The following is an 18017-nucleotide window of genomic DNA, read 5'->3' on the forward strand; positions in this document are numbered from 1 at the left end:
CACCCCCTCCTGTCCCGATTTTCCGCAACCCTCGGGAACCGGGCGCTCACGGCGGGTACACCTTGATGCCATGAGCAGCGCATGGAACGCCTCCGATGTCACCCCGGACGGGGCCGCCTGGCTCGCCTCGGCAGGAACGTATCCGCGAAGCACGCTCGCGCTCTGGGAGGAGCGGCCGGACGCCCCGGTCGTGCTGCCCTGCGGGTCGGTCTTCGACGTGGTCAGCGCGCCCGCGATGTTCGGCCGGCGGATGCTCGACCGACTGTGGGACGACGGCCCCGGCTCGGGCCCGGTCGCGCGGTTCCGGGGCCGGATGCTGCTGTTCGCCGCCCCCGGGACGGCTCAGCGGCTCCCCGCGCTGCTGGAGTGGGAGGAGTGGGGCGGCCGGGACAGCCGGGAAGCCACCCGTACGGACGCCGTACCGCCGCTGCTGTGCCACGGCACCGGCGACGCGGTGACCGTCCCGGCGCCGTCGAAGAGCATCTCCCTCACCGTCCGGGCACCATCGGAGAGCATCTCCCCCACGGTCCCGGCGCCATCGGAGAGCATCTCCCCCGCCGTCCGGGCGCCGTCGAAGAGCGCCTCCCCCGCCACTTCGCCGTCCGCCGGGGCCACCGCCCCCGACCGTTCCGCTTCGCGCTGGCTCGTCGCCCCGGACACCCGTCAGCCCTGGCTTCCCGGCCCCGAAGTACTGCTCTGGGCAGCCGTCCGGGCAGCCCGCTCGGCGGTGCGGATTTCGATTTTTCCTCCCGCCGACCAGGATGCTAAGGTCTACGACGTCAGCAGGCGCCGCTAGCTCAGTTGGTTAGAGCAGCTGACTCTTAATCAGCGGGTCCGGGGTTCGAGTCCCTGGCGGCGCACAGACGGTGATAGGGCCCCTCGCGAGAGCGAGGGGCCCTATCACGTTCTCCGAACAAGCCCGTCACTGCCCCACCGCGATCTTCACCGTCCACGCCCCCGAAGCCGTGCGCCCCTCCACTTCCACCCGCACTCCCTCCCCCGGCACCGTGAAGCTCTCCCCGATGCCGATGGGCGCGTCCGCGAGGGGCGGGTAGACGGAGTCCTCCCAGCACGCGTCGGTGCGCGGGTGGGCGTCGATCACCTCGATGGGCCCGCCCCCGGACTGCGCCCCGCCGCGCACCCGGTACACGAGCACCCCCTGCCGGCAGGCGGCCACGTCGTTGCCCACCGGGCCCCGCACCTCCAGGGCGAGCACACTGTCCGGCCCCGTCCGCACCACCGCGAGCTTGGTGCCCCGCCCGAGCCCGAAGGGCTGCGCCCCCGCGGCCCCCGTCGTCGGCATCCCCGCCCCCGCCGCCAGCGGCTCCAGGGTCAGCCGGGCGGGCCCGGCGTCCTGCACGCACCGCACCTGCCGCGGATCCAGCCAGCCCAGCTTCCACTTGTGCCAGGCGAAGAGGTCGGGGGCCAGTCCGAACTGGCTGCCCATCAGGTCCCAGTCGCCGACGTGCGTGTCCCAGTCGCCCTTGCCGTCCGCGGGGCGGTGGTACAGGTCGGGCAGGTCGAACACGTGCCCGGTCTCGTGGGCGAGGACGAGCCGGTCCGGCGGATGCTGTTCGAACACCGTGACGATCCGGCGCAGCTCGGTGCCGTCGGCCCGCAGCGGGCTGGTCAGGTTCACCACCTTGGTCGCGTCGGAGTCCACGCCCGGCGCGTCCGGGTCGGCGACGAAGTACACGACGTCGTAGCGCGAGAAGTCCACCCGCGGGTCGGCCACGGAGAGCGCGTCACGCAGGTACGCCGCCCGGTGCTCGGGCTTCCAGTCGCGCTGTATGGCGTACGCGGTGGACGGCTTCGGCATCTGGATCCAGTGCCGCAGCGCGTGCGGGCGCAGCGTGAAACGGCCGTAGGACGCGCGTTCGAAGAAGTGGGTGGTGGCCGGGAAGTGGTCCGCGGTCAGCTCCTGCGGCGTGGTCAGCGGGTAGGCGTCGGGGAAGGACAGGAAGACCATCACCGCGTTCAGGGACCGGGCCGGGCGCGGATAGGCGGCGTTCCAGGTGTCCAGGCCCTCCGAGTGGTGGGCGTCGGTCCGGGTCAGGGCGCAGGGCGTGGCGGAGTCGAGCCCTGCCGCCGAGGGACCGGCACCGAGGGAGGTGGCGGCGAGCGCGGACATGGTGGTGAACACGGCCGCGGTACTGCGCAGTCGGGCGCGCGGAAACGGACGCGGCACGGGTACCTCCGGGTACGGTTCGCGGAACACCGCACCCAGCCTGTGATGATTTGTCGTACCGCGCCCTGTTTGCCTGCACCGGTCGGGTGAAGGGGCCGAAAAATCACGGAAGCCGACACCCCCGAAGCACTCACAGAACGTCACAACTGGTCGGGGGCCTGAAGAAGCCGTCCAGGTGCGCGCAGAAACGATCTGGCAGAAGGGCCGGTTGGCCGGGGAGACTGGACACCGGCTGGAAGGCCCTGGGGCCAGCCTCTATGATCGGCACACTTTCCTGACCTTTCCTGCACGAACAGAGATCGAATACATGCGGGAGCGAGCGGTGAGCGGAACCTCCGAAGGGCCGGCGCCCGCGGCAGACCTGGACCGGCCGGTCGTCACAGAGAGTGAGATCGACACGTCTCCCCGTACCGAGCCCCCGTCCCGGCAGCCCTACCGCTCGGTCTTCACGGCCGCCCCGCTCGCCATGGCGGTCGTGGACCGCGAGGGCACGGTCGCCAGCGCCAACGACGCGCTCGCCGCGCTGCTCGGCGGCAGCCCGGACTCACTGGCCGGGTCCGTCGCCGCCGACCTGGTCGACCTCTCCTCCGACGCCCGCACCTGGCACGCCTACCGCGAGGTGCTGCGCGGACGGCAGTCCCGGCTGCGCTGCACGCGCCGGCTCAAGCACCCGGACGGGCACTCGCTGTGGGTGCAGGTGACGGTCGCCCCGCTGCCCGCCGAAGACGGTGTGCTGCTGTCGGTGGCCGACATCAGCGCCCGCCGGGAACTCCAGGCCCGGTTGCGGCACTTGCAGATGCACGACCCGGTGACCCGGCTGCCCAACCGCACCCTGTTCTTCGAGCGGCTGTCGGCCGCGCTGGAGGCGGAGTCGTACGAGCAGAGCGGCACGGGCCGGATCGGGCTGTGCTACCTGGACCTGGACGGCTTCAAGGCCATCAACGACACCCTCGGCCACCGCGTCGGGGACCGGCTGCTGGCCGCCGTCGCCGAGCGCCTGACGCGCTGCGCGGACGAGGCCGGCCAGACGCGGACCAGCATCCCGCTGGTGGCCCGGCTGGGCGGTGACGAGTTCGCGCTGCTCGTCGAGGACTCCACCGGCACCGAACAGCTGGCCGAGCTGGCCGAGTCGGCGCTGCGGGCGGTCCAGGACCCGTTCGACATCTCCGGGCAGCGGCTGTCGGTCTCGGCGTCGATCGGCGTCGTGGAGCGGCACGCGGCCGGCACCACCCCCACCGCTCTGATGCAGGCCGCCGACACGACGCTGTACTGGGCGAAGGCCGACGGCAAGGCCCGCTGGACGCTGTTCGACCCGGAGCGCAACGCGCACCGCATGACCCGCCAGGCCCTCGCCTCCACGCTCCGGCCGGCCATCGACCGGGGCGAGTTCCGGCTGGAGTACCAGCCGCTGGTCGGCATGGAGGACGACCGGCTGCACGGGGTCGAGGCCCTCATCCGCTGGAACCATCCCCAGTTCGGCGTACTGACGCCGAATCGGTTCATCGGACTCGCGGAGGAGGACGGTTCGATCGTCCCGCTGGGCCGCTGGGTGCTCCGTACGGCGTGCGGGCAGGCCCGTCGGTGGCAGCTGGACCACCCGGACGAGCCGCCGATCTTCGTCAGCGTGAACGTGGCGGTGCGGCAGGTCTGGGACTCGGACCTGGTGGCGGACGTGGCCGAGACCCTGGCCGAGACCGGGCTCGCCCCGCATCTGCTCCAGCTGGAGCTGACCGAGTCGGCCGTGATGGGCTCGGCGGGGCGCCCGCTCCAAGCCCTGAAGGCGCTCAGCGACATGGGCGTGCGGATCGCCATCGACGACTTCGGCACCGGCTACTCGAACCTGGCGTACCTGAGCCGGCTGCCGGTGTCGGTGCTGAAGCTGGACGGGTCCTTCGTACGCGGCTTCCAGTACGACGACCGGGAGGCGGCCGCTCGTGCCAACCCGGCCGACGAGGTCGTGGTCGAGGCGATGATCCAGCTCGCGCACCGGCTCGGGCTGACCGTCACGGCCGAGTGCGTGGAGACCTCGGCGCAGGCGACGCGGCTGCGGAGCATCGGGTGCGACACCGGACAGGGCTGGCTGTACTCCCGTCCGGTGTCGCCGGACCGCATCTCCGAACTGCTGGGCACGCCGGACGTTCAGGCGGGCGTCGGCAACCCGTAGGCGTCGGCGATGAGTTCGTAGGAGCGCAGGCGGACGTCCCCGCCGTGCGCGTTGGCCGTGATCATCAGCTCGTCGGCGCCGGTGCGCTTGGCGAGGTCGTCGAGGCCCGAGCGGACCTCGTCGGGGGTGCCGTGGATGACGTTGGCGTTCCAGGAGTCGACGAAGTCGCGCTCCATGGGGCTGAATTCGTAGGCCTCCGCCTCTTCGGGGCTGGGCACGAGGCCGGGGCGGCCGGTGCGCAGCCGGACCATGCTGAGAGCCGCCGCCAGCACCTGCCTACGGGCCTCCTTCTCCTCGTCGGCGGCGAGCGCGGAGACGCCGATGAGGGCGTACGGCTCGTCGAGCACGGCGGAGGGCTGGAAGGACTCCCGGTACAGGTCCAGCGCCGGGACGGTGTTCTGCGCCGAGAAGTGGTGGGCGAAGGCGAACGGCAGCCCGAGGGCACCGGCGAGGCGGGCGCTGAAGCCGGAGGAGCCGAGCAGCCACAGCGGCGGGCGGTGCGGGGACTGGACGCCGCCGGGGGACGTGGCCTGCACCGGGCCGGGGACCGCGTGGATGCGGCGGTACGGGTGCCCGTCGGGGAAGTCGTCGTCGAGGAAGCGGGTCAGCTCGGCGAGCTGCTGCGGGAAGTCGTCGGCGCCCTCGTTCAGCCGTTCCGTGCGGCGCAGGGCGGCGGCCGTGGCGCCGTCCGTGCCGGGGGCCCGGCCGAGGCCGAGGTCGATCCGGCCCGGAGCCATGGCCTCCAGCGTGCCGAACTGCTCGGCGATCACGAGCGGGGCGTGGTTGGGCAGCATCACACCGCCCGAGCCGAGCCGGATGCGGTCGGTGTGGGCGGCGAGGTGGGCCAGGATCACGGCCGGGGACGAGGAGGCCACGCCCGGCATGGAGTGGTGCTCGGCGACCCAGTACCGGTGGAAGCCGCGGTGCTCCGCGAGGCGGGCCAGGTCGACGCTGGTGCGCAGGGCGTCGGAGGCGGTGCGGCCGGCCCCCACGGTGACCAGGTCCAGTACGGAGAGGGGGACCGGGGCACTGCCCTGTGCCGCGCCGCGTATCTCGTCGCCGCGTGTCTCGTCTGCCGCCACGGTGGGGTGCCTCCTGCTGTGTGCCGGTGCTGTCGTCGTTCCGGCTCTAACAGGGGACTGTCTCCGGTTATTCCCGGCCGCTGCGCCCGGGACCGTCAGGCGGCCTGCTCCCAGTCGCTGCGGGTGCTGTCCTGCGGGGGCGTGCGCTGCGCCTTCTCGCGGGCTCGCAGGACGGTCCACGCGAGGGCGGCCAGGCAGGTGAACCACCAGGGCAGCGGCCACACGGCACCCCACCAGCGGAGGCGGGGGTGGAGGGAGGCGTCCGCGGCGGCCGAGGCCATGGCCGCGGCCAGGCTCCAGCACAGCAGGCGCCCGGACAGCTGGACAGCGCTTGCAGAGGATCTGAACGGGCCCGATTCGGCCATCGGAGAGTCCTTCACGGCATGACTGGCTGCGGACGTGGTCAGTGTGCACGCGATGGACAGCAGAAGGGGAACGCGCTTTCGGTCAACCCGCGTGTCGCCCGATGCGGCGGAGTTGAGCATTCCTCAGCATTGAGCGGGGAGTTGGAGCATGTATGCCCCACTGTGCACCGAAGAAGGGGTAGGACCGATTCCGGCCCACATGGAGGACGCGTTCGAGGGCACGGCACCCGTTTTCGGCCGCACCGGGGCACTCGGACTTCATGAGGAATGGTGCGTACCGGGTGGCGCGAGCGGCCGGATGCCTCAGAGCGACGTTCGCACCTCCTCTTCGCCCCCCTGCGGGTCTGCCGCAGGGGGGCGAAGAGCAGGCTTGCCGTCTCACACCTGGACGATCGGCTCCCGTGTGAAGAGCGCCCCCAGTTCCGGCGCGTTCACCCGCCGGTCCGCCAGGCGCAGGCCCTCCCAGACCGTGACCTGGTTGGCGGTGAGGATCGGCTTGCCGAGTTCCTTCTCCAGGGCCGGGATGTGGGCCGCGGTGTGCAGGGCCGTGTCGGGCAGGAGGAGGGCCTCGGCGTCGGGGTGGTCGGAGTTGCGGGCGAGGGCGAGGAGTTCGGCCTCGCCCCACGTGCCGACCTCGGCGGCCGTGATGATGCCGGAGCTGTTCACCGACACGACCTCCACGTCGGCCGCGCGCAGGAACTCGGCGAAGAGCTGCGCCACGTCCTCCGGGTACGTCGCTCCGATCGCGACCCTGCGCGCCCCGAGCTCCCGCACCGCGTGCGCGAACGCGAAGGACGTGGACGAGGCCGGCAGCCCGGCGGTCTGGGCCAGGGCGCGGACCTGCTCCTGCGCGCCGTCCCAGCCGTAGACGAAGCTGCCGCTCGTGCAGGCCCACACCACGGCGTCCGCACCGGCGTGCCGCAGTTCCTGGACGCCCGCCGCGAGCCGGCCGGCGGAGCCCATCTCGAGCAGCGCGTCCACCCGGTGCGCGTCCTCACCGATGTCGGTGTGCACCAGGTCCACCCGGACGTCGCTGCCCAGCAACTGCTCGATGCGCGGATAGTCGTCCTCGGCGGAGTGGCCCGGGTAGAGAAATCCCAGTGCTGTCATGTCCAGCCTTCCTGCTGCTGCTCTTCTTCCGGCAGTACGGGACCGGGGTCCACCCCCGGTACTGCGGGACCGGAACGCGCCGCCGGATTGATCAGCGCTTGGTACGGTCCCACCGCACGGGTACCCAGTCGGCGCAGTGCCGCCCACATCGTCACTTGGTTGGCCGAGATCACAGGGATGCGCAGCTCGGCCTCCAGCTGGGGGATCACGTCGTACGTGGGCAGGTTGGTGCAGCTGATGAACAGCGCGTCGGCGTCGCCGCGGACGGCCTGCCGGGCCATGTCCACCACCTCCCGGTAGGGGACCTTCCAGATGTGCCGGGTCAGCCCCATGAAGGCGCAGCCGGAGATCGTGACGCCGGCCTGGGCGACGTAGGCCTCCAGCGACTGCGTCACCGAGACCGTGTACGGCGTCACCAGCGCCACCCGGCGTACGTCCAGCTCCACCAGGGCCTCCAGCAGCGCGCCGGAGGTGGTGATCGCCGGGACGGCGCCGGCCCGGCTCATCGCCTCGCACATCGCCCGCTCGCCCATCATGCCGCCGACGAAGCTGCCCGACGTACAGGCGTAAGCGATCACCTCGGGGGCGATGGCGTTGAGCGTGCGGACCGCCTCGCTCAGCGTCTCGTGCTCACTGACCAGCCGGGCCAGGTCGAGACTGACCTCGACCGGCACGAACGGTGTGCGGGTCATATGGAGCGAGACGTCGTCCGGCACCCAGCGCCACAGCTCGCGGTCGAGTGCGAAGTCGAAGGGGGCGACGACGCCGACCCCGCGCTGCGGGCTGGGCCCGCCGAGAAATGAGACGTCCATGGCAGGCACCGGCCTCACGCTGGGCAAGAGTGTGCAACGGATCGTGGGAACGCCCGTGTTGACGACGGTAGGTTCGGGTGCGAGCGTGGTCAATCCGCCCGGATCACTCCTTGGTCAACACCGGGTTAACTCGTCGTCACCGGCAAGCCCCCCGCGGCGGGCCGGCACCGCCGTACGGCTGGAGAAACGGCTGCTCATGCCCACCCCCACCCTGCTCGTCCTGGACGCCGAACCCCTCCCCCGCCTCGGCCGCCTCACCGGCCGCGCCCGCATCGAACACACGGACGCGGCGGGGCTCGCCGAGCGCCTCCCGCGCGCGGATGTACTCCTGGTGTGGGACTTCACCTCGCGCGCCGTGCGGGACGCGTGGCCCGGCGAGGGTCCGCGGCCACGCTGGGTGCACACGGCGAGCGCCGGCGTGGACCATCTGATGTGTCCGGAACTGGCCGCTTCCCACACGGTGGTGACGAACGCGCGCGGCATCTTCGACCAGCCGATCGCGGAGTACGTCGCCGCGCTCGTGCTGGCGATGGCCAAAGACCTGCCGAGGACGCTGGAGTTGCAGCGGGAGCGGACCTGGCGGCACCGCGAGTCGCTCAAGATCGCCGGGGGCCGGGCCGTGGTGGTGGGCTCGGGGCCGATCGGCCGGGCGATCGCGCGCACGCTGGGGGCGCTGGACATCACGACCGCGCTCGTGGGCCGCGCTGCGCGCTCCGGCGTGCACGGCCCGGAGGACCTGGACCGGCTGCTGGCCCGCGCCGACTGGGTGATCGCGGCGGCGCCGCTCACGGAGGAGACGCACGGGATGTTCGACGCCCGCCGCTTCGGCCTGATGCAGCCGTCCGCCCGGTTCGTCAACATCGGCCGCGGCCAGCTCGTCGTCGAGGACGCGCTCGCCGAGGCGCTGGCCGAGCGCCGGATCGCGGGCGCCGCCCTCGACGTCTTCGAGGCCGAACCGCTGCCCGCCGAGAGCCCGTTGTGGCAGGCCCCGGGCCTGATCGTGTCCCCGCACATGAGCGGCGACACCATCGGCTGGCGCGACGAACTCGGCGCCCAGTTCGTGGAGCTGTACGAACAGTGGGCGGCTGGGGAGCCGTTGAAGAACGTGGTCGACAAGCAGCGTGGGTACGTACCTGGTCACTGACGTTCCTGGGAGGGTGCATGACCGAGCTCACCGAGCTGACCGCCGTACGGCTCCTCGACGGCTACCGCAAGGGCGAGTGGGGGCCCGTGGAGGCGACACGGGCGGCGCTGGAGCGGGCCGAGGCGATCCAGCCGGAGGTGAACGCCTTCGTCCGGCTGACCGCCGAAGAGGCTCTGGAGCAGGCCCGGGAGTCCGAGGAGCGATGGCGGCGCGGTGAGCCACGGGGTCTGCTCGACGGGGTGCCGGTCACCGTCAAGGACATCCTGCTGCAGCGCGGGGCGCCGACCCTGCGCGGGTCGAGGGCCGTGGATCCGGCGGGGCGGTGGGACGAGGACGCGCCGTCCGTGGCCCGGCTGCGCGAGCACGGGGCGGTGTTCATCGGCAAGGCGACGACGCCCGAGTTCGGCTGGAAGGGCGTGACGGACTCACCGCTCAGCGGGATCACCCGCAACCCGTGCGACCCCTCGCGCACCGCGGGCGGGTCCAGCGGCGGCAGTGCGGCGGCCGTGGCGCTCGGCGCGGGACCGCTGTCGCTGGGCACGGACGGTGGCGGCAGCGTCCGCATCCCGGCGTCGTTCTGCGGGATCTTCGCGCTGAAACCGACGTACGGGCGGGTGCCGCTCTACCCGGCCAGCGCGTTCGGCACGCTGGCGCACGTCGGGCCGATGACCCGGGACGCGGCCGACGCGGCGCTGCTGATGGACGTCATCGGCCACCCGGACTCGCGCGACTGGTCGGCGCTGTCCGCTCCGGCCGGTCCGTACACGGACGGTCTGGCGGGCGGGGTGCGCGGGCTGCGGGTGGCGTACTCGCCGTCGCTGGGCGGGCAGGTCGCGGTGCAGCCGGCGGTCGCGAGGGCGGTGCGGCGGGCGGTGGAGCGGCTGGCGGAGCTGGGCGCGTACGTCACGGAGAGCGACCCGGATCTGACCGACCCGGTGGAGGCCTTCCACACCCTGTGGTTCAGCGGGGCGGCCCGGGTGACGCAGCACCTGGGCCCGCACCAGCGGGAGTTGCTGGACCCGGGCCTGCGGGAGATCTGCGCGCAGGGGGCCCGCTATTCAGCACTGGAGTATCTGGCCGCGGTGGACGTGCGGATGGACCTGGGACGCCGGATGGGCCGCTTCCACGACGCCTACGACCTGCTCGTCACGCCGACCATGCCGCTCACGGCGTTCGAGGCGGGCGCCGAGGTGCCGAAGGGATCCGGCCATCGGCGGTGGACCGGCTGGACCCCGTTCACCTACCCGTTCAACATGACGCAGCAGCCCGCGGCGAGCGTGCCGGTCGGCGCCGACGCGGACGGTCTGCCGATCGGGCTGCAGCTCGTGGCCGCCCGGCACCGGGACGATCTGGTGCTGCGGGCGGCCCACGCGCTGTACGAGGCCGGGGTGGCTTCCGCCGGCCGGCCTAGGCCCTCCGGAAGCTGAGCGACTCCCCCGCCGCTCCCGACCTCCACAGGTCGTTGCACGCCTCGGCCATGGTCTCCAGGCCGTCGACGACCTGGCCCCAGACGATGCCGGGGACCCAGCCGACATCGCCGTTCAGCAGCAGGTTGTTGCGCTCGTAGAACAGGGCCAGGTCGACGAGCGTGGTCCCGGCGCGGACCTCGCGGTCGTAGCCGTAGGACTTGGTCCCCAGCTCCGCCCCGGCGAAGGTGAAATAGCACAGATCGCCGGGAATGGGGGTGATGGTCGGGTTTTCCAGTGGTGGCTCGGTTTGGGCGAAAGGCGGGAAAAGGGCGTAGATCTCGTTGCGTGCGTACTTCGCGTGGTAGACGTCGCCGGCCAGCGGGAGGGAATCCCAGACGGCCGCGCAGGTGATGGGCGCGCGGTCGTCCAGCAGCCTGGCCGTGCAGGTCACGTCGCGCTTGACCAGCGAGACTTCGATGTAGCGATCAGCCATGCCCTCCATGGGAGTGCCCACCGCCGCTCAGGTCAAGAGCGCACGGGGTAAGTGCGGGGCTTGAAAAGACCGGAATAACTCGGAGGCGGTCGGGTAGCTGCGCGCCCATGGCTCCACCACAGAGAAGCCCACACAGAAGCACCACACGAAGTCCCGAACCCATATCCGGGCCCTCCTCCGGGCCCGCACGCCGGTCGCTGCTCGCGGGGGTCGCGGCGCTCGGCGCGCTGGGCGCCGCCGGATGCAGCAGGGTCGCCACCGCGTCGGACGTCAAGGGCGGCGATCTGCTCGACCGGCTCCGTGCGGCGGGCGTCGTCCGCCTCGGCATCGCGGGCGAGATCCCGTTCGGCTTCATCGACAAGAACGGCGAACTGACCGGCGAGGCGCCGGAACTGGCCAAGGTGATCTTCAAGCGGCTCGGCGTCGACCGGGTGCAGCCCGTTCCGACCGAGTTCGGCTCGCTCATCCCGGGCCTGAACTCCCAGCAGTTCGATGTCGTGGCCGCCGGGATGTACGTCAACCCCGAGCGCTGCGAGCAGGTCATCTTCGCCGACCCCGACTACCAGATGCTCGACTCGTTCATCGTGCGCAAGGGCAACCCGAAGGGGCTGCACAGCTACAAGGACGTCGTCGCGAAGAAGGCCAAGTTCGCCACCGGGACCGGCTACGCCGAGATCCAGTACGCCGTCGAGGCGGGGTACGAGGAGAGCGAGATCCTGATCGTCCCGGACCAGGTCGCGGGTCTGAACGCGGTCGAGGCGGGGCGCGTGGACGTGTTCGCCGGTACGGCGCTGACCACCCGTGAGGTGGTGAAGAAGTCCGCCAAGGCGGAGGCGACCAAGCCCTTCACACCGATCGTGGGCGGCAAACCGCATGTCGACGGAGGCGCCTTCGCGTTCCGGCCGACCGAGACGAACCTGCGCGACGCCTTCAACGTGGAGCTGCGCAAGCTCAAGAAGAGCGGCGAACTGTTCCGCATCCTGCGGCCTTTCGGTTTCACCAAGGCCGAGATGACGGACATGACCGCGAAGGAGCTCTGCGGCGGATGACCTCGGGACTCTGGGAACTCGTACTCAAGGGTGTCTGGGTCACGATCCAGCTCCTCGTCTGCAGCGCCCTGCTGGGCGCCGCGGTGTCCTTCGTCGTCGGCGTGGCGCGCACCCACCGGCTGTGGATCGTCCGCTTCCTCGCGGGCGTCTACACCGAGGTGTTCCGCGGCACGTCGGCGCTGGTGATGATCTTCTGGGTGTACTTCGTGCTGCCCATCGCCTTCGGCTGGCAGCTGGTGCCGTTGTGGGCGGGCACCCTCGCGCTCGGCCTGACCTACGGGGCGTACGGCTCCGAGATCGTGCGCGGCGCGCTGAACGCGGTGGACCCGGCGCAGAAGGAGGGCGGGATCGCCCTCAGCTTCACGCCCTGGCAGCGGCTGCGGCTGATCCTGCTGCCGCAGGCCGTGCCGGAGATGATTCCGCCGTTCTCCAACCTGCTGGTCGAACTGCTCAAGGGCACCGCCCTGGTGTCCATCATGGGCATGGGTGACCTGGCGTTCAGCGGCAACCTGGTGCGCCTGGCACTCCAGGAGAGCGCGGAGATCTACACGATCGTGCTGCTGATCTACTTCGTGATCGCCTTCGCACTGACCCGCGGCATGCGCGGCCTGGAGCGCAAACTCAAGGCCGGCACGGGCAAGGCCGTCGGGAGCACGCCCGACCAGGAGCTGGACCGTCCGCAGACCACCGGTGTGGGAGGTGCAGTCGCATGAAGTGGGACTGGAGCGCTGTCAGCGGCTTCATGCCGTACTTCTGGGACGGTCTGCTGGTCACCGTGCAGATCCTGGCCCTCGGTTCGCTGATCTCGTTCGCGCTGGGCCTGGTGTGGGCGCTGCTGATGCGGATGCCCTCGCGCTGGGTGACCTGGCCGGTCGGCGTGGTCACGGAGTTCGTCCGCAACACCCCGCTGCTGGTGCAGCTGTTCTTCCTCTTCTACGTACTGCCCGAGTGGGGCCTGACCTTCTCGGCGCTGACGACCGGCGTCTTCGCGATCGGGCTGCACTACTCGACGTACACGATGCAGGTCTACCGGGCCGGTATCGAGGCCGTGCCGGTCGGCCAGTGGGAGGCGGCGACGGCACTGAACCTGCCGCTGCACCGGACGTGGTCCGCGGTGATCCTGCCGCAGGCCGTGCGCCGGGTCGTCCCCGCGCTCGGAAACTACGTCATCTCCATGCTCAAGGACACTCCGATGGTCATGGCGATCACGGTGCTGGAGATGCTCGGCCAGGCGCGCCTGTACTCGCAGGAGCACTTCCAGTTCACCGAGCCGCTGACGGTGATCGGCGTGGCCTTCATCGTCATTTCCTACCTGGCCTCCCTTGCCCTGCGAGCCCTGGAGCGACGCCTTGCCCACTGACACTCTCCCCAATCCCGGGACCGATCCCGAGAAGAACCCCGCCCAGAGCACCGGCGAGCTGATCCGGCTGGAGCAGGTCACCAAGCGGTTCGGGAGCAACACGGTCCTGGACCACCTGGACTTCTCCGTCGACGCCGGCAAGCACGTCACCCTGATCGGGCCGTCCGGATCCGGCAAGACGACGATCCTGCGGCTGCTGATGACCCTGCTCAAGCCCGACGAGGGCACGATCACGGTCGACGGGCAGCAGCTGTTCCCGGCCTCCGACAAGCAGGTCCGCGAGGTCCGCAAGAAGATCGGGATGGTCTTCCAGCAGTTCAACCTGTTCCCGAACATGACGGTGCTGCGGAACATCACCGAGGCGCCGGTAACCGTCCTCGGCATGTCGAAGGACGAGGCGGTGGAGCGGGCCAAGGGCCTGCTGGACATGGTGGGCCTGGCCGACAAGTGTGACGCGCACCCGGCCCAGCTCTCCGGCGGCCAGCAGCAGCGGGTGGCGATCGCCCGGGCCCTGGCGATGCGCCCGCAGGTGCTGCTCCTGGACGAGGTGACCTCCGCGCTCGACCCCGAGCTGGTCGCGGGCGTCCTCGACGTCCTCAGGGACATCGCCCGCTCCACGGACATCACGATGCTCTGCGTGACCCACGAGATGAATTTCGCCCGGGACATCTCCGACCAGGTGCTGATGTTCGATTCGGGCCGGATCATCGAGTCGGGATCGCCGGAGAAGATCTTCAGCGACCCGGAACTGGACCGGACACGGGAGTTCCTCAGCGCAGTGCTGTGACTACGGCCCGTGACCAGGCACAACATTCGACCCCTCGCGCGAGGGAGGACTGGGGCATGCTTCTGGCATATGCCAGAGTGTCATTGCCCCAGTCCGGGGCCCCTGGAATCTTGTCAACCCCCGCTCCCCGCAAGCCCTTTGCCGGTTAACCTGGAAGAGGTTCACTGACCGGATTACGGCCCTACAGCAAGCGCAGGGGGAGACCACCGTGGCGCTGAAGCACGAGCCGACCACCCCGTACCACTCGGCCCAGGAAGCCCTGCGCGTCCTGGAGACGGTGGCGCGCGGTTCCAGCGGTGTCACCGACGCCGAGATATCCCGGCACACCGGCATCACGCCGGAGCGGCTGACCGCGCTCCTGCGCATGCTGCGCCGCGAGGGCTACGTGGAGCAGATCGCCGAGGGCGCGTACGTCACGGGCGAGACCCTGGCCCGCCTCGGCTCCGCCCAGCACCGCGAGCAGGCCCTGCGCGACAAGCTCCAGCGCACCCTCGACCGGCTGCGCGACTCGGTCGGCGCCGCCGTCTACATGAGCCGGTACGTCGACGGCGAGATCAGCATCACCCAGTACGCCGACAGCCCGGCCGCGCCCAAGGTCAACGAGTGGGTCGACTTCCGCTCCTCGGCCCACGCCACGGCCATCGGCAAGAGCCTGCTCACCCAGCTCGACCACGCCGGGCGCCGCGACCACCTCGCCCGGCACAAGATGGCCCGCCTCACCTCGCGCACCATCACCAGCGACCGGCTCCTGCTCTCCCGCCTGGAGGCACAGCCGCCCACGGTGCCCGTCCTGGACCTCCAGGAGTACGCGGTCGGCACGGTCTGCGCGGCCGTCCCGGTCACGGCCGGCTCCTCCGTGGGCTGCCTCGCCCTGTCCCTCCCGCTCGAGCACGCCCACCGCCTGCGCCAGGCCGCCGACGCCCTCAACCGCCACGCGGCCCCGGTGCTGCTCTCCATGGCGATCTAAGACCTGTCGCAGCCCTCGCTCGGGTGGTCCGGAGCACCCCTCGGCATTGGGTAGTATTTTCTCCGTCGCCCGCCGCGGAACACAGTTCCAGCGGCCGGCGGGAGTCATGCGCCGCTAGCTCAGTTGGTTAGAGCAGCTGACTCTTAATCAGCGGGTCCGGGGTTCGAGTCCCTGGCGGCGCACGGATGAGGGGCCTCTCGTGGGAGCGAGAGGCCCCTCGGCGTTTTCGAGATCGCCGTCGGTCAGCCTGCGGTACGTGCACTCCCCCGGCCTCCGCCACCACACCGGGTCCGGGCAGCGGAGGGCCTCCCCGCGCAGCTCCGCCCGGCGGATCTTGTGGGTGGCCGTCACCGGCATCCGCTCCACCACCCGCACGAACCGGGGCGCCATCTTCGTCCCCAGGTCCGGCTGGGCGAGCAGGAACTCCGCGAAGGAGAGCGGGTCGAAGGTGCCGGCGAGCGTGGCCATGACCTGGTCGCCGGTGACCGGATCCGGTACGGCGTACACGCACACCGCCTCCGCACCCTCGTAGCGGGCCAGGATGTTCTCGATCATCGCGGCCGCCAGGTTCTCCCCGTCCACGCGGAGGCGGTCGTCGGTGCGTCCCGCAAAGTAGAGGTAGCCGTCGGTGTCGCGGTAGAAGAGGTCGCCCGTCCAGTACCAGCCTCCCCATCTGCGGCGTTCCGCCTCCGCCCGGGGATTGCGCCAGTAGCCCTCGAAGGGGCTGGGGCCGCGGTTGACCAGTTCGCCGATCGCCTCGTCCCCGTTGAGCAGCCGCCCCGCCCCGTCGAAGACTCCCGCCGGGCACTCCTCGCGGGTCTCCGGGTCGAGGACGACGAGCCCGGGCGCCGCCCGACCGACCGCGCCCGGCGGGGTGCCCGGCGACCAGGGGATCGCCGCCCCGCCCTCCGACGAACCGTAGCCCTCCACCAGCCGCACCCCGAACCGCCGCTCGAAGGCCGCCGCGTCCGCCGCTCCCGCCTCCGTGCCGAAGCCCAGACGGAGGGGGGTGTCCCGGTCGTCCGCTCGCGGCGCGGTCGCGAGGACGTACTGGATCGCCCGGCCCACGTACGTGAAGTACGTCGCCCGGTACCGGCGCACGTCCGGCAGGAAGCCGGATGCCGAGAAGCGGCGGCGCAGCGCCACCGTCGCACCGGTCACCAGCGCGGGTGCCCAGTCGGCGATCACCGCGTTGCCGTGGAACATCGGCATGCAGACGTAGTGGACGTCGTCGGGGGACAGGGAGAACTGGGCCGCCAGGGAGCGCCCGGCGGCGGCCAGGCGGCCCTGGGAGCAGAGCGCGGCCTTGGGGGCGCCCGTCGAGCCGGAGGTGAAGTAGAGCAGGAAGCGGTCGCGCGGGGTGGCGCGGGAGGGGTCCGGGCGGGCGTCCGCGTAGCGGGTGAGGAGCTCGGTGTACTCCGCCGTGTCCGTCACCAGCAGGCGCACGCCCGGCAGGTCCAGGCCCGCCAGCAGCGGCAGGTGGGCCCGCTCGGTGATCAGGACGCGGCACTCGGTGTGGAGGATGTCGCGGGCGAGTTCGGGACCGCGCCGGGTGGGGTTGACCCCTGCGACCGCGGCCCCGGCCAGGGCCGCCGCGCCGAGCCACAGCGGGAACTCGGGGGTGTTGTCGAGCAGCACGCCGAGGTGGGGTTCGGCGGTCGGCGTGAGGAGGTCCGTGAGGAGTGCCGCGCGGGCCGCGGCGCCCGCCGCCACCTCGTGGTGCGTCAGCGTCCGGTCCTCGCAGCGCAGGCCGGGGCGGGGGTCGCCCCAGCGGGCGGCGATGAGTTCCGCGACCGTGCTCGCCCGTGAGTCCATAGGCGCGCACGGTAGTTGACGCCCCGTCAGATGTGGAGAGACGCGGCGCCACGGGTCACGGCGTCACGGACGTCTGGCTGTCGACGCTGAAGACGAAGTCGCCGTACGGGCCGAAGGTCTGGCTGTACGCGGTGACGAAGCCGGCGCAGAAGACGACGATCACACCGAGGAACGCCAGGATGCCGAGGGCGCTCACCGCCTGCCTGGCCCGGCTGGGCGCCTGGGCCGTGGCCACGACCTGGCGGCCGTCGGTGTAGTAGACCGTGACGTAGTCGCCCTCGACGGTCGTCGCGGGGCCGCCGTCCTCCTCGAAGCGGATGACCCGGCCGTCGTGTGCGATGAACTCGTAGACGTGGTGGAGGGTGGTGCGGACCGAGGTGTCGCCGTGGCCGCCGTGGACCGTGGTGAAGGTCCGCAGGCAGCGGCCCTCGGCCGTCAGGCCGCTGTTCCAGGCGCCCCGGATCTGCAGCCAGCGCCGCACGACGCGGTGGGCCATGAAGAGGGCCAGGACCATGATGAGGCCGGGCACGACGTAGAAGATCACGTCCATCGCGCATCCCCCGGGGTAGATGCGCCGGACCCGAGCGGCCGGCGTGGGAGGAACCTACCCACCCCGGCCGCACCGGTGACTCAAGAGAACCTCAGAGGTTCAGAAGGTCACGTCCGAGCAGGCGTAGAACGCGTTGGCCGTGTCGGCGATCGTCCATACGGCCACGATGACGTGACGCCCGCTCAGCCCGGTCGGCAGCCTGCCGCTGTGGGAGAGCGTGGAGGGCGGGCGCTGCCCGTTGTAGGGCACCGTGAAGAACGGGGTGAGGTTGAGGTCGGACCGGGCCAGGTTGTGGTTCTGGTTCCAGCCGGGCTTGGTGACGTAGTACTTGAAGTCGGTCGTGGCGTGCATGGCCGTGAACTGCCAGCGGAACGTGTAGTTCTGGCCGCCCGTCACCTTCGTGGCGGGCCAGGCGCCGCCGGACGGGGTGCGCGGTGCGCTGAGCTGGCTGAAGTGGCCGAGCCCGGCGTTGCATATCTGCCCGTCGGCCGGGCCGGAGCCCGGGAAGCCCTTCGGGCCCTCGACGCTCTGCGGCTCCCACTGGATCGAGCCGCAGTTGGTCACGGTGCCGTTCTGGCAGAGCTTCTGCCGGCTGATGGGGAGGTCGGTGTAGCCGTGGCCGCTGGCACCGCCGGAGGAGAGCACGAGGGCTCCGGTCGTGGCCAGTCCCACCGCGGCTGCGGACAACTTGGTCCTTGTACGCATGCTGCCGCTCCTGGAGA

Annotated in this window: 18 protein-coding genes and 2 tRNA genes; 11 read left to right on the forward strand and 9 right to left on the reverse strand. The window is 71.3% G+C overall.

What is annotated here, in order from left to right; genetic code table 11:
* Positions 1-70: 70 nt before the first annotated feature.
* Positions 71-796, forward strand: a complete 726-nt coding sequence (locus tag QOL88_RS14485; RefSeq protein ID WP_097216837.1) for a bifunctional DNA primase/polymerase — start codon at positions 71-73, stop codon at positions 794-796.
* A tRNA-Lys gene (locus QOL88_RS14490) sits at positions 787-860 on the forward strand. Before QOL88_RS14485 ends, QOL88_RS14490 begins: the two co-directional genes overlap by 10 nt.
* A 62-nt stretch (positions 861-922) precedes the next feature.
* Here the strand turns inward: QOL88_RS14490 and QOL88_RS14495 are convergent.
* Positions 923-2188, reverse strand: coding sequence for a M6 family metalloprotease domain-containing protein (locus tag QOL88_RS14495; RefSeq protein WP_097222992.1), 1266 nt, complete (start codon positions 2186-2188; stop codon positions 923-925).
* Positions 2189-2495: 307 nt separating this feature from the next.
* Here QOL88_RS14495 and QOL88_RS14500 point away from each other — a divergent pair, with 307 nt between their 5' ends.
* Positions 2496-4352, forward strand: coding sequence for a putative bifunctional diguanylate cyclase/phosphodiesterase (locus QOL88_RS14500; RefSeq protein ID WP_097216838.1), 1857 nt, complete (start codon positions 2496-2498; stop codon positions 4350-4352).
* Here the strand turns inward: QOL88_RS14500 and QOL88_RS14505 are convergent.
* The 4 genes from QOL88_RS14505 to QOL88_RS14520 form a co-directional block, all read right to left on the reverse strand.
* Complete coding sequence (locus tag QOL88_RS14505) at positions 4328-5434, reverse strand: LLM class flavin-dependent oxidoreductase (RefSeq protein ID WP_097216839.1); 1107 nt, start codon at positions 5432-5434, stop codon at positions 4328-4330. The two genes, QOL88_RS14500 and QOL88_RS14505, sit on opposite strands and share 25 nt — an antisense overlap.
* Before the next feature lie 95 nt (positions 5435-5529).
* A complete protein-coding gene (locus tag QOL88_RS14510) occupies positions 5530-5799 on the reverse strand; it encodes a hypothetical protein (RefSeq protein WP_097216840.1) in 270 nt (89 codons plus the stop codon).
* A 378-nt stretch (positions 5800-6177) separates the two neighbouring features.
* Entirely contained in the window at positions 6178-6909 is a 732-nt protein-coding gene (locus QOL88_RS14515; RefSeq protein WP_097216841.1) for a maleate cis-trans isomerase family protein, read from the reverse strand.
* Positions 6906-7721 carry a maleate cis-trans isomerase family protein gene (locus tag QOL88_RS14520; protein ID WP_097216842.1) on the reverse strand — a complete coding sequence of 272 codons (816 nt, stop codon included), beginning with the start codon at positions 7719-7721 and terminating at the stop codon, positions 6906-6908. Before QOL88_RS14520 ends, QOL88_RS14515 begins: the two co-directional genes overlap by 4 nt.
* A 196-nt stretch (positions 7722-7917) precedes the next feature.
* Between QOL88_RS14520 and QOL88_RS14525 the strand changes: the two genes are divergently transcribed.
* Positions 7918-8865 (forward strand): D-2-hydroxyacid dehydrogenase, encoded by a 948-nt coding sequence (locus tag QOL88_RS14525; protein ID WP_097216843.1) that lies wholly within the window; start codon positions 7918-7920, stop codon positions 8863-8865.
* Positions 8866-8882: 17 nt separating this feature from the next.
* A complete protein-coding gene (locus QOL88_RS14530) occupies positions 8883-10292 on the forward strand; it encodes an amidase (protein WP_097216844.1) in 1410 nt (469 codons plus the stop codon).
* On the opposite strand, the gene QOL88_RS14535 is transcribed toward QOL88_RS14530, so the two are convergent.
* Complete coding sequence (locus QOL88_RS14535) at positions 10273-10767, reverse strand: DUF3830 family protein (RefSeq protein WP_179878864.1); 495 nt, start codon at positions 10765-10767, stop codon at positions 10273-10275. The genes QOL88_RS14530 and QOL88_RS14535 overlap by 20 nt on opposite strands.
* A 107-nt stretch (positions 10768-10874) precedes the next feature.
* Here QOL88_RS14535 and ehuB point away from each other — a divergent pair, with 107 nt between their 5' ends.
* The 6 genes from ehuB (at position 10875) to QOL88_RS14565 (ending at position 15112) form a co-directional block, all read left to right on the forward strand.
* Entirely contained in the window at positions 10875-11816 is a 942-nt protein-coding gene (ehuB, locus tag QOL88_RS14540) for an ectoine/hydroxyectoine ABC transporter substrate-binding protein EhuB (protein WP_257027772.1), read from the forward strand.
* The gene (ehuC, locus tag QOL88_RS14545) at positions 11813-12529 is read left to right on the forward strand and encodes an ectoine/hydroxyectoine ABC transporter permease subunit EhuC (protein ID WP_097216846.1); all 717 of its coding nucleotides are present in this window, start codon (positions 11813-11815) and stop codon (positions 12527-12529) included. The genes ehuB and ehuC overlap by 4 nt, the downstream gene beginning before the upstream one ends.
* Positions 12526-13176: an ectoine/hydroxyectoine ABC transporter permease subunit EhuD gene (ehuD, locus tag QOL88_RS14550; protein WP_097216847.1), complete on the forward strand. Its 651-nt coding sequence runs from the start codon at positions 12526-12528 to the stop codon at positions 13174-13176. The genes ehuC and ehuD overlap by 4 nt, the downstream gene beginning before the upstream one ends.
* Entirely contained in the window at positions 13166-13963 is a 798-nt protein-coding gene (gene ehuA, locus QOL88_RS14555; RefSeq protein WP_097216848.1) for an ectoine/hydroxyectoine ABC transporter ATP-binding protein EhuA, read from the forward strand. Before ehuD ends, ehuA begins: the two co-directional genes overlap by 11 nt.
* A gap of 208 nt (positions 13964-14171) precedes the next feature.
* The gene (locus QOL88_RS14560) at positions 14172-14930 is read left to right on the forward strand and encodes an IclR family transcriptional regulator (protein WP_097216849.1); all 759 of its coding nucleotides are present in this window, start codon (positions 14172-14174) and stop codon (positions 14928-14930) included.
* Positions 14931-15038: 108 nt separating this feature from the next.
* Positions 15039-15112 (forward strand) — tRNA-Lys (locus tag QOL88_RS14565).
* Here QOL88_RS14565 and QOL88_RS14570 read toward each other — a convergent pair.
* The 3 genes from QOL88_RS14570 to QOL88_RS14580 form a co-directional block, all read right to left on the reverse strand.
* Positions 15078-16745, reverse strand: a complete 1668-nt coding sequence (locus QOL88_RS14570; RefSeq protein ID WP_097216850.1) for a long-chain-fatty-acid--CoA ligase — start codon at positions 16743-16745, stop codon at positions 15078-15080. The genes QOL88_RS14565 and QOL88_RS14570 overlap by 35 nt on opposite strands.
* Before the next feature lie 55 nt (positions 16746-16800).
* On the reverse strand, positions 16801-17295 hold the full coding sequence (locus tag QOL88_RS14575) for a DUF3592 domain-containing protein (protein WP_097216851.1): 495 nt from the start codon (positions 17293-17295) through the stop codon (positions 16801-16803).
* Positions 17296-17394: 99 nt separating this feature from the next.
* A complete protein-coding gene (locus QOL88_RS14580) occupies positions 17395-18000 on the reverse strand; it encodes a lytic polysaccharide monooxygenase auxiliary activity family 9 protein (protein ID WP_030837979.1) in 606 nt (201 codons plus the stop codon).
* Between the last annotated feature and the right edge of the window lie 17 nt (positions 18001-18017).

Source organism: Streptomyces sp. Ag82_O1-12, from assembly GCF_900182715.1.
Classification (GTDB): Bacteria; Actinomycetota; Actinomycetes; order Streptomycetales; family Streptomycetaceae; genus Streptomyces; species Streptomyces massasporeus.

Bases quoted from the DNA above. Each gene is read 5' to 3' on its own strand.
- QOL88_RS14485 (WP_097216837.1), top strand. From the start codon at position 71: ATGAGCAGCGCATGGAACGCCTCCGATGTCACCCCGGACGGGGCCGCC.
- QOL88_RS14500 (WP_097216838.1), top strand. From the start codon at position 2,496: ATGCGGGAGCGAGCGGTGAGCGGAACCTCCGAAGGGCCGGCGCCCGCG.
- QOL88_RS14510 (WP_097216840.1), bottom strand. From the start codon at position 5,799: ATGGCCGAATCGGGCCCGTTCAGATCCTCTGCAAGCGCTGTCCAGCTG.
- QOL88_RS14515 (WP_097216841.1), bottom strand. From the start codon at position 6,909: ATGACAGCACTGGGATTTCTCTACCCGGGCCACTCCGCCGAGGACGAC.
- QOL88_RS14520 (WP_097216842.1), bottom strand. From the start codon at position 7,721: ATGGACGTCTCATTTCTCGGCGGGCCCAGCCCGCAGCGCGGGGTCGGC.
- QOL88_RS14525 (WP_097216843.1), top strand. From the start codon at position 7,918: ATGCCCACCCCCACCCTGCTCGTCCTGGACGCCGAACCCCTCCCCCGC.
- QOL88_RS14530 (WP_097216844.1), top strand. From the start codon at position 8,883: ATGACCGAGCTCACCGAGCTGACCGCCGTACGGCTCCTCGACGGCTAC.
- QOL88_RS14535 (WP_179878864.1), bottom strand. From the start codon at position 10,767: ATGGCTGATCGCTACATCGAAGTCTCGCTGGTCAAGCGCGACGTGACC.
- ehuB (WP_257027772.1), top strand. From the start codon at position 10,875: ATGGCTCCACCACAGAGAAGCCCACACAGAAGCACCACACGAAGTCCC.
- ehuC (WP_097216846.1), top strand. From the start codon at position 11,813: ATGACCTCGGGACTCTGGGAACTCGTACTCAAGGGTGTCTGGGTCACG.
- ehuD (WP_097216847.1), top strand. From the start codon at position 12,526: ATGAAGTGGGACTGGAGCGCTGTCAGCGGCTTCATGCCGTACTTCTGG.
- QOL88_RS14570 (WP_097216850.1), bottom strand. From the start codon at position 16,745: ATGGACTCACGGGCGAGCACGGTCGCGGAACTCATCGCCGCCCGCTGG.
- QOL88_RS14575 (WP_097216851.1), bottom strand. From the start codon at position 17,295: ATGGACGTGATCTTCTACGTCGTGCCCGGCCTCATCATGGTCCTGGCC.
- QOL88_RS14580 (WP_030837979.1), bottom strand. From the start codon at position 18,000: ATGCGTACAAGGACCAAGTTGTCCGCAGCCGCGGTGGGACTGGCCACG.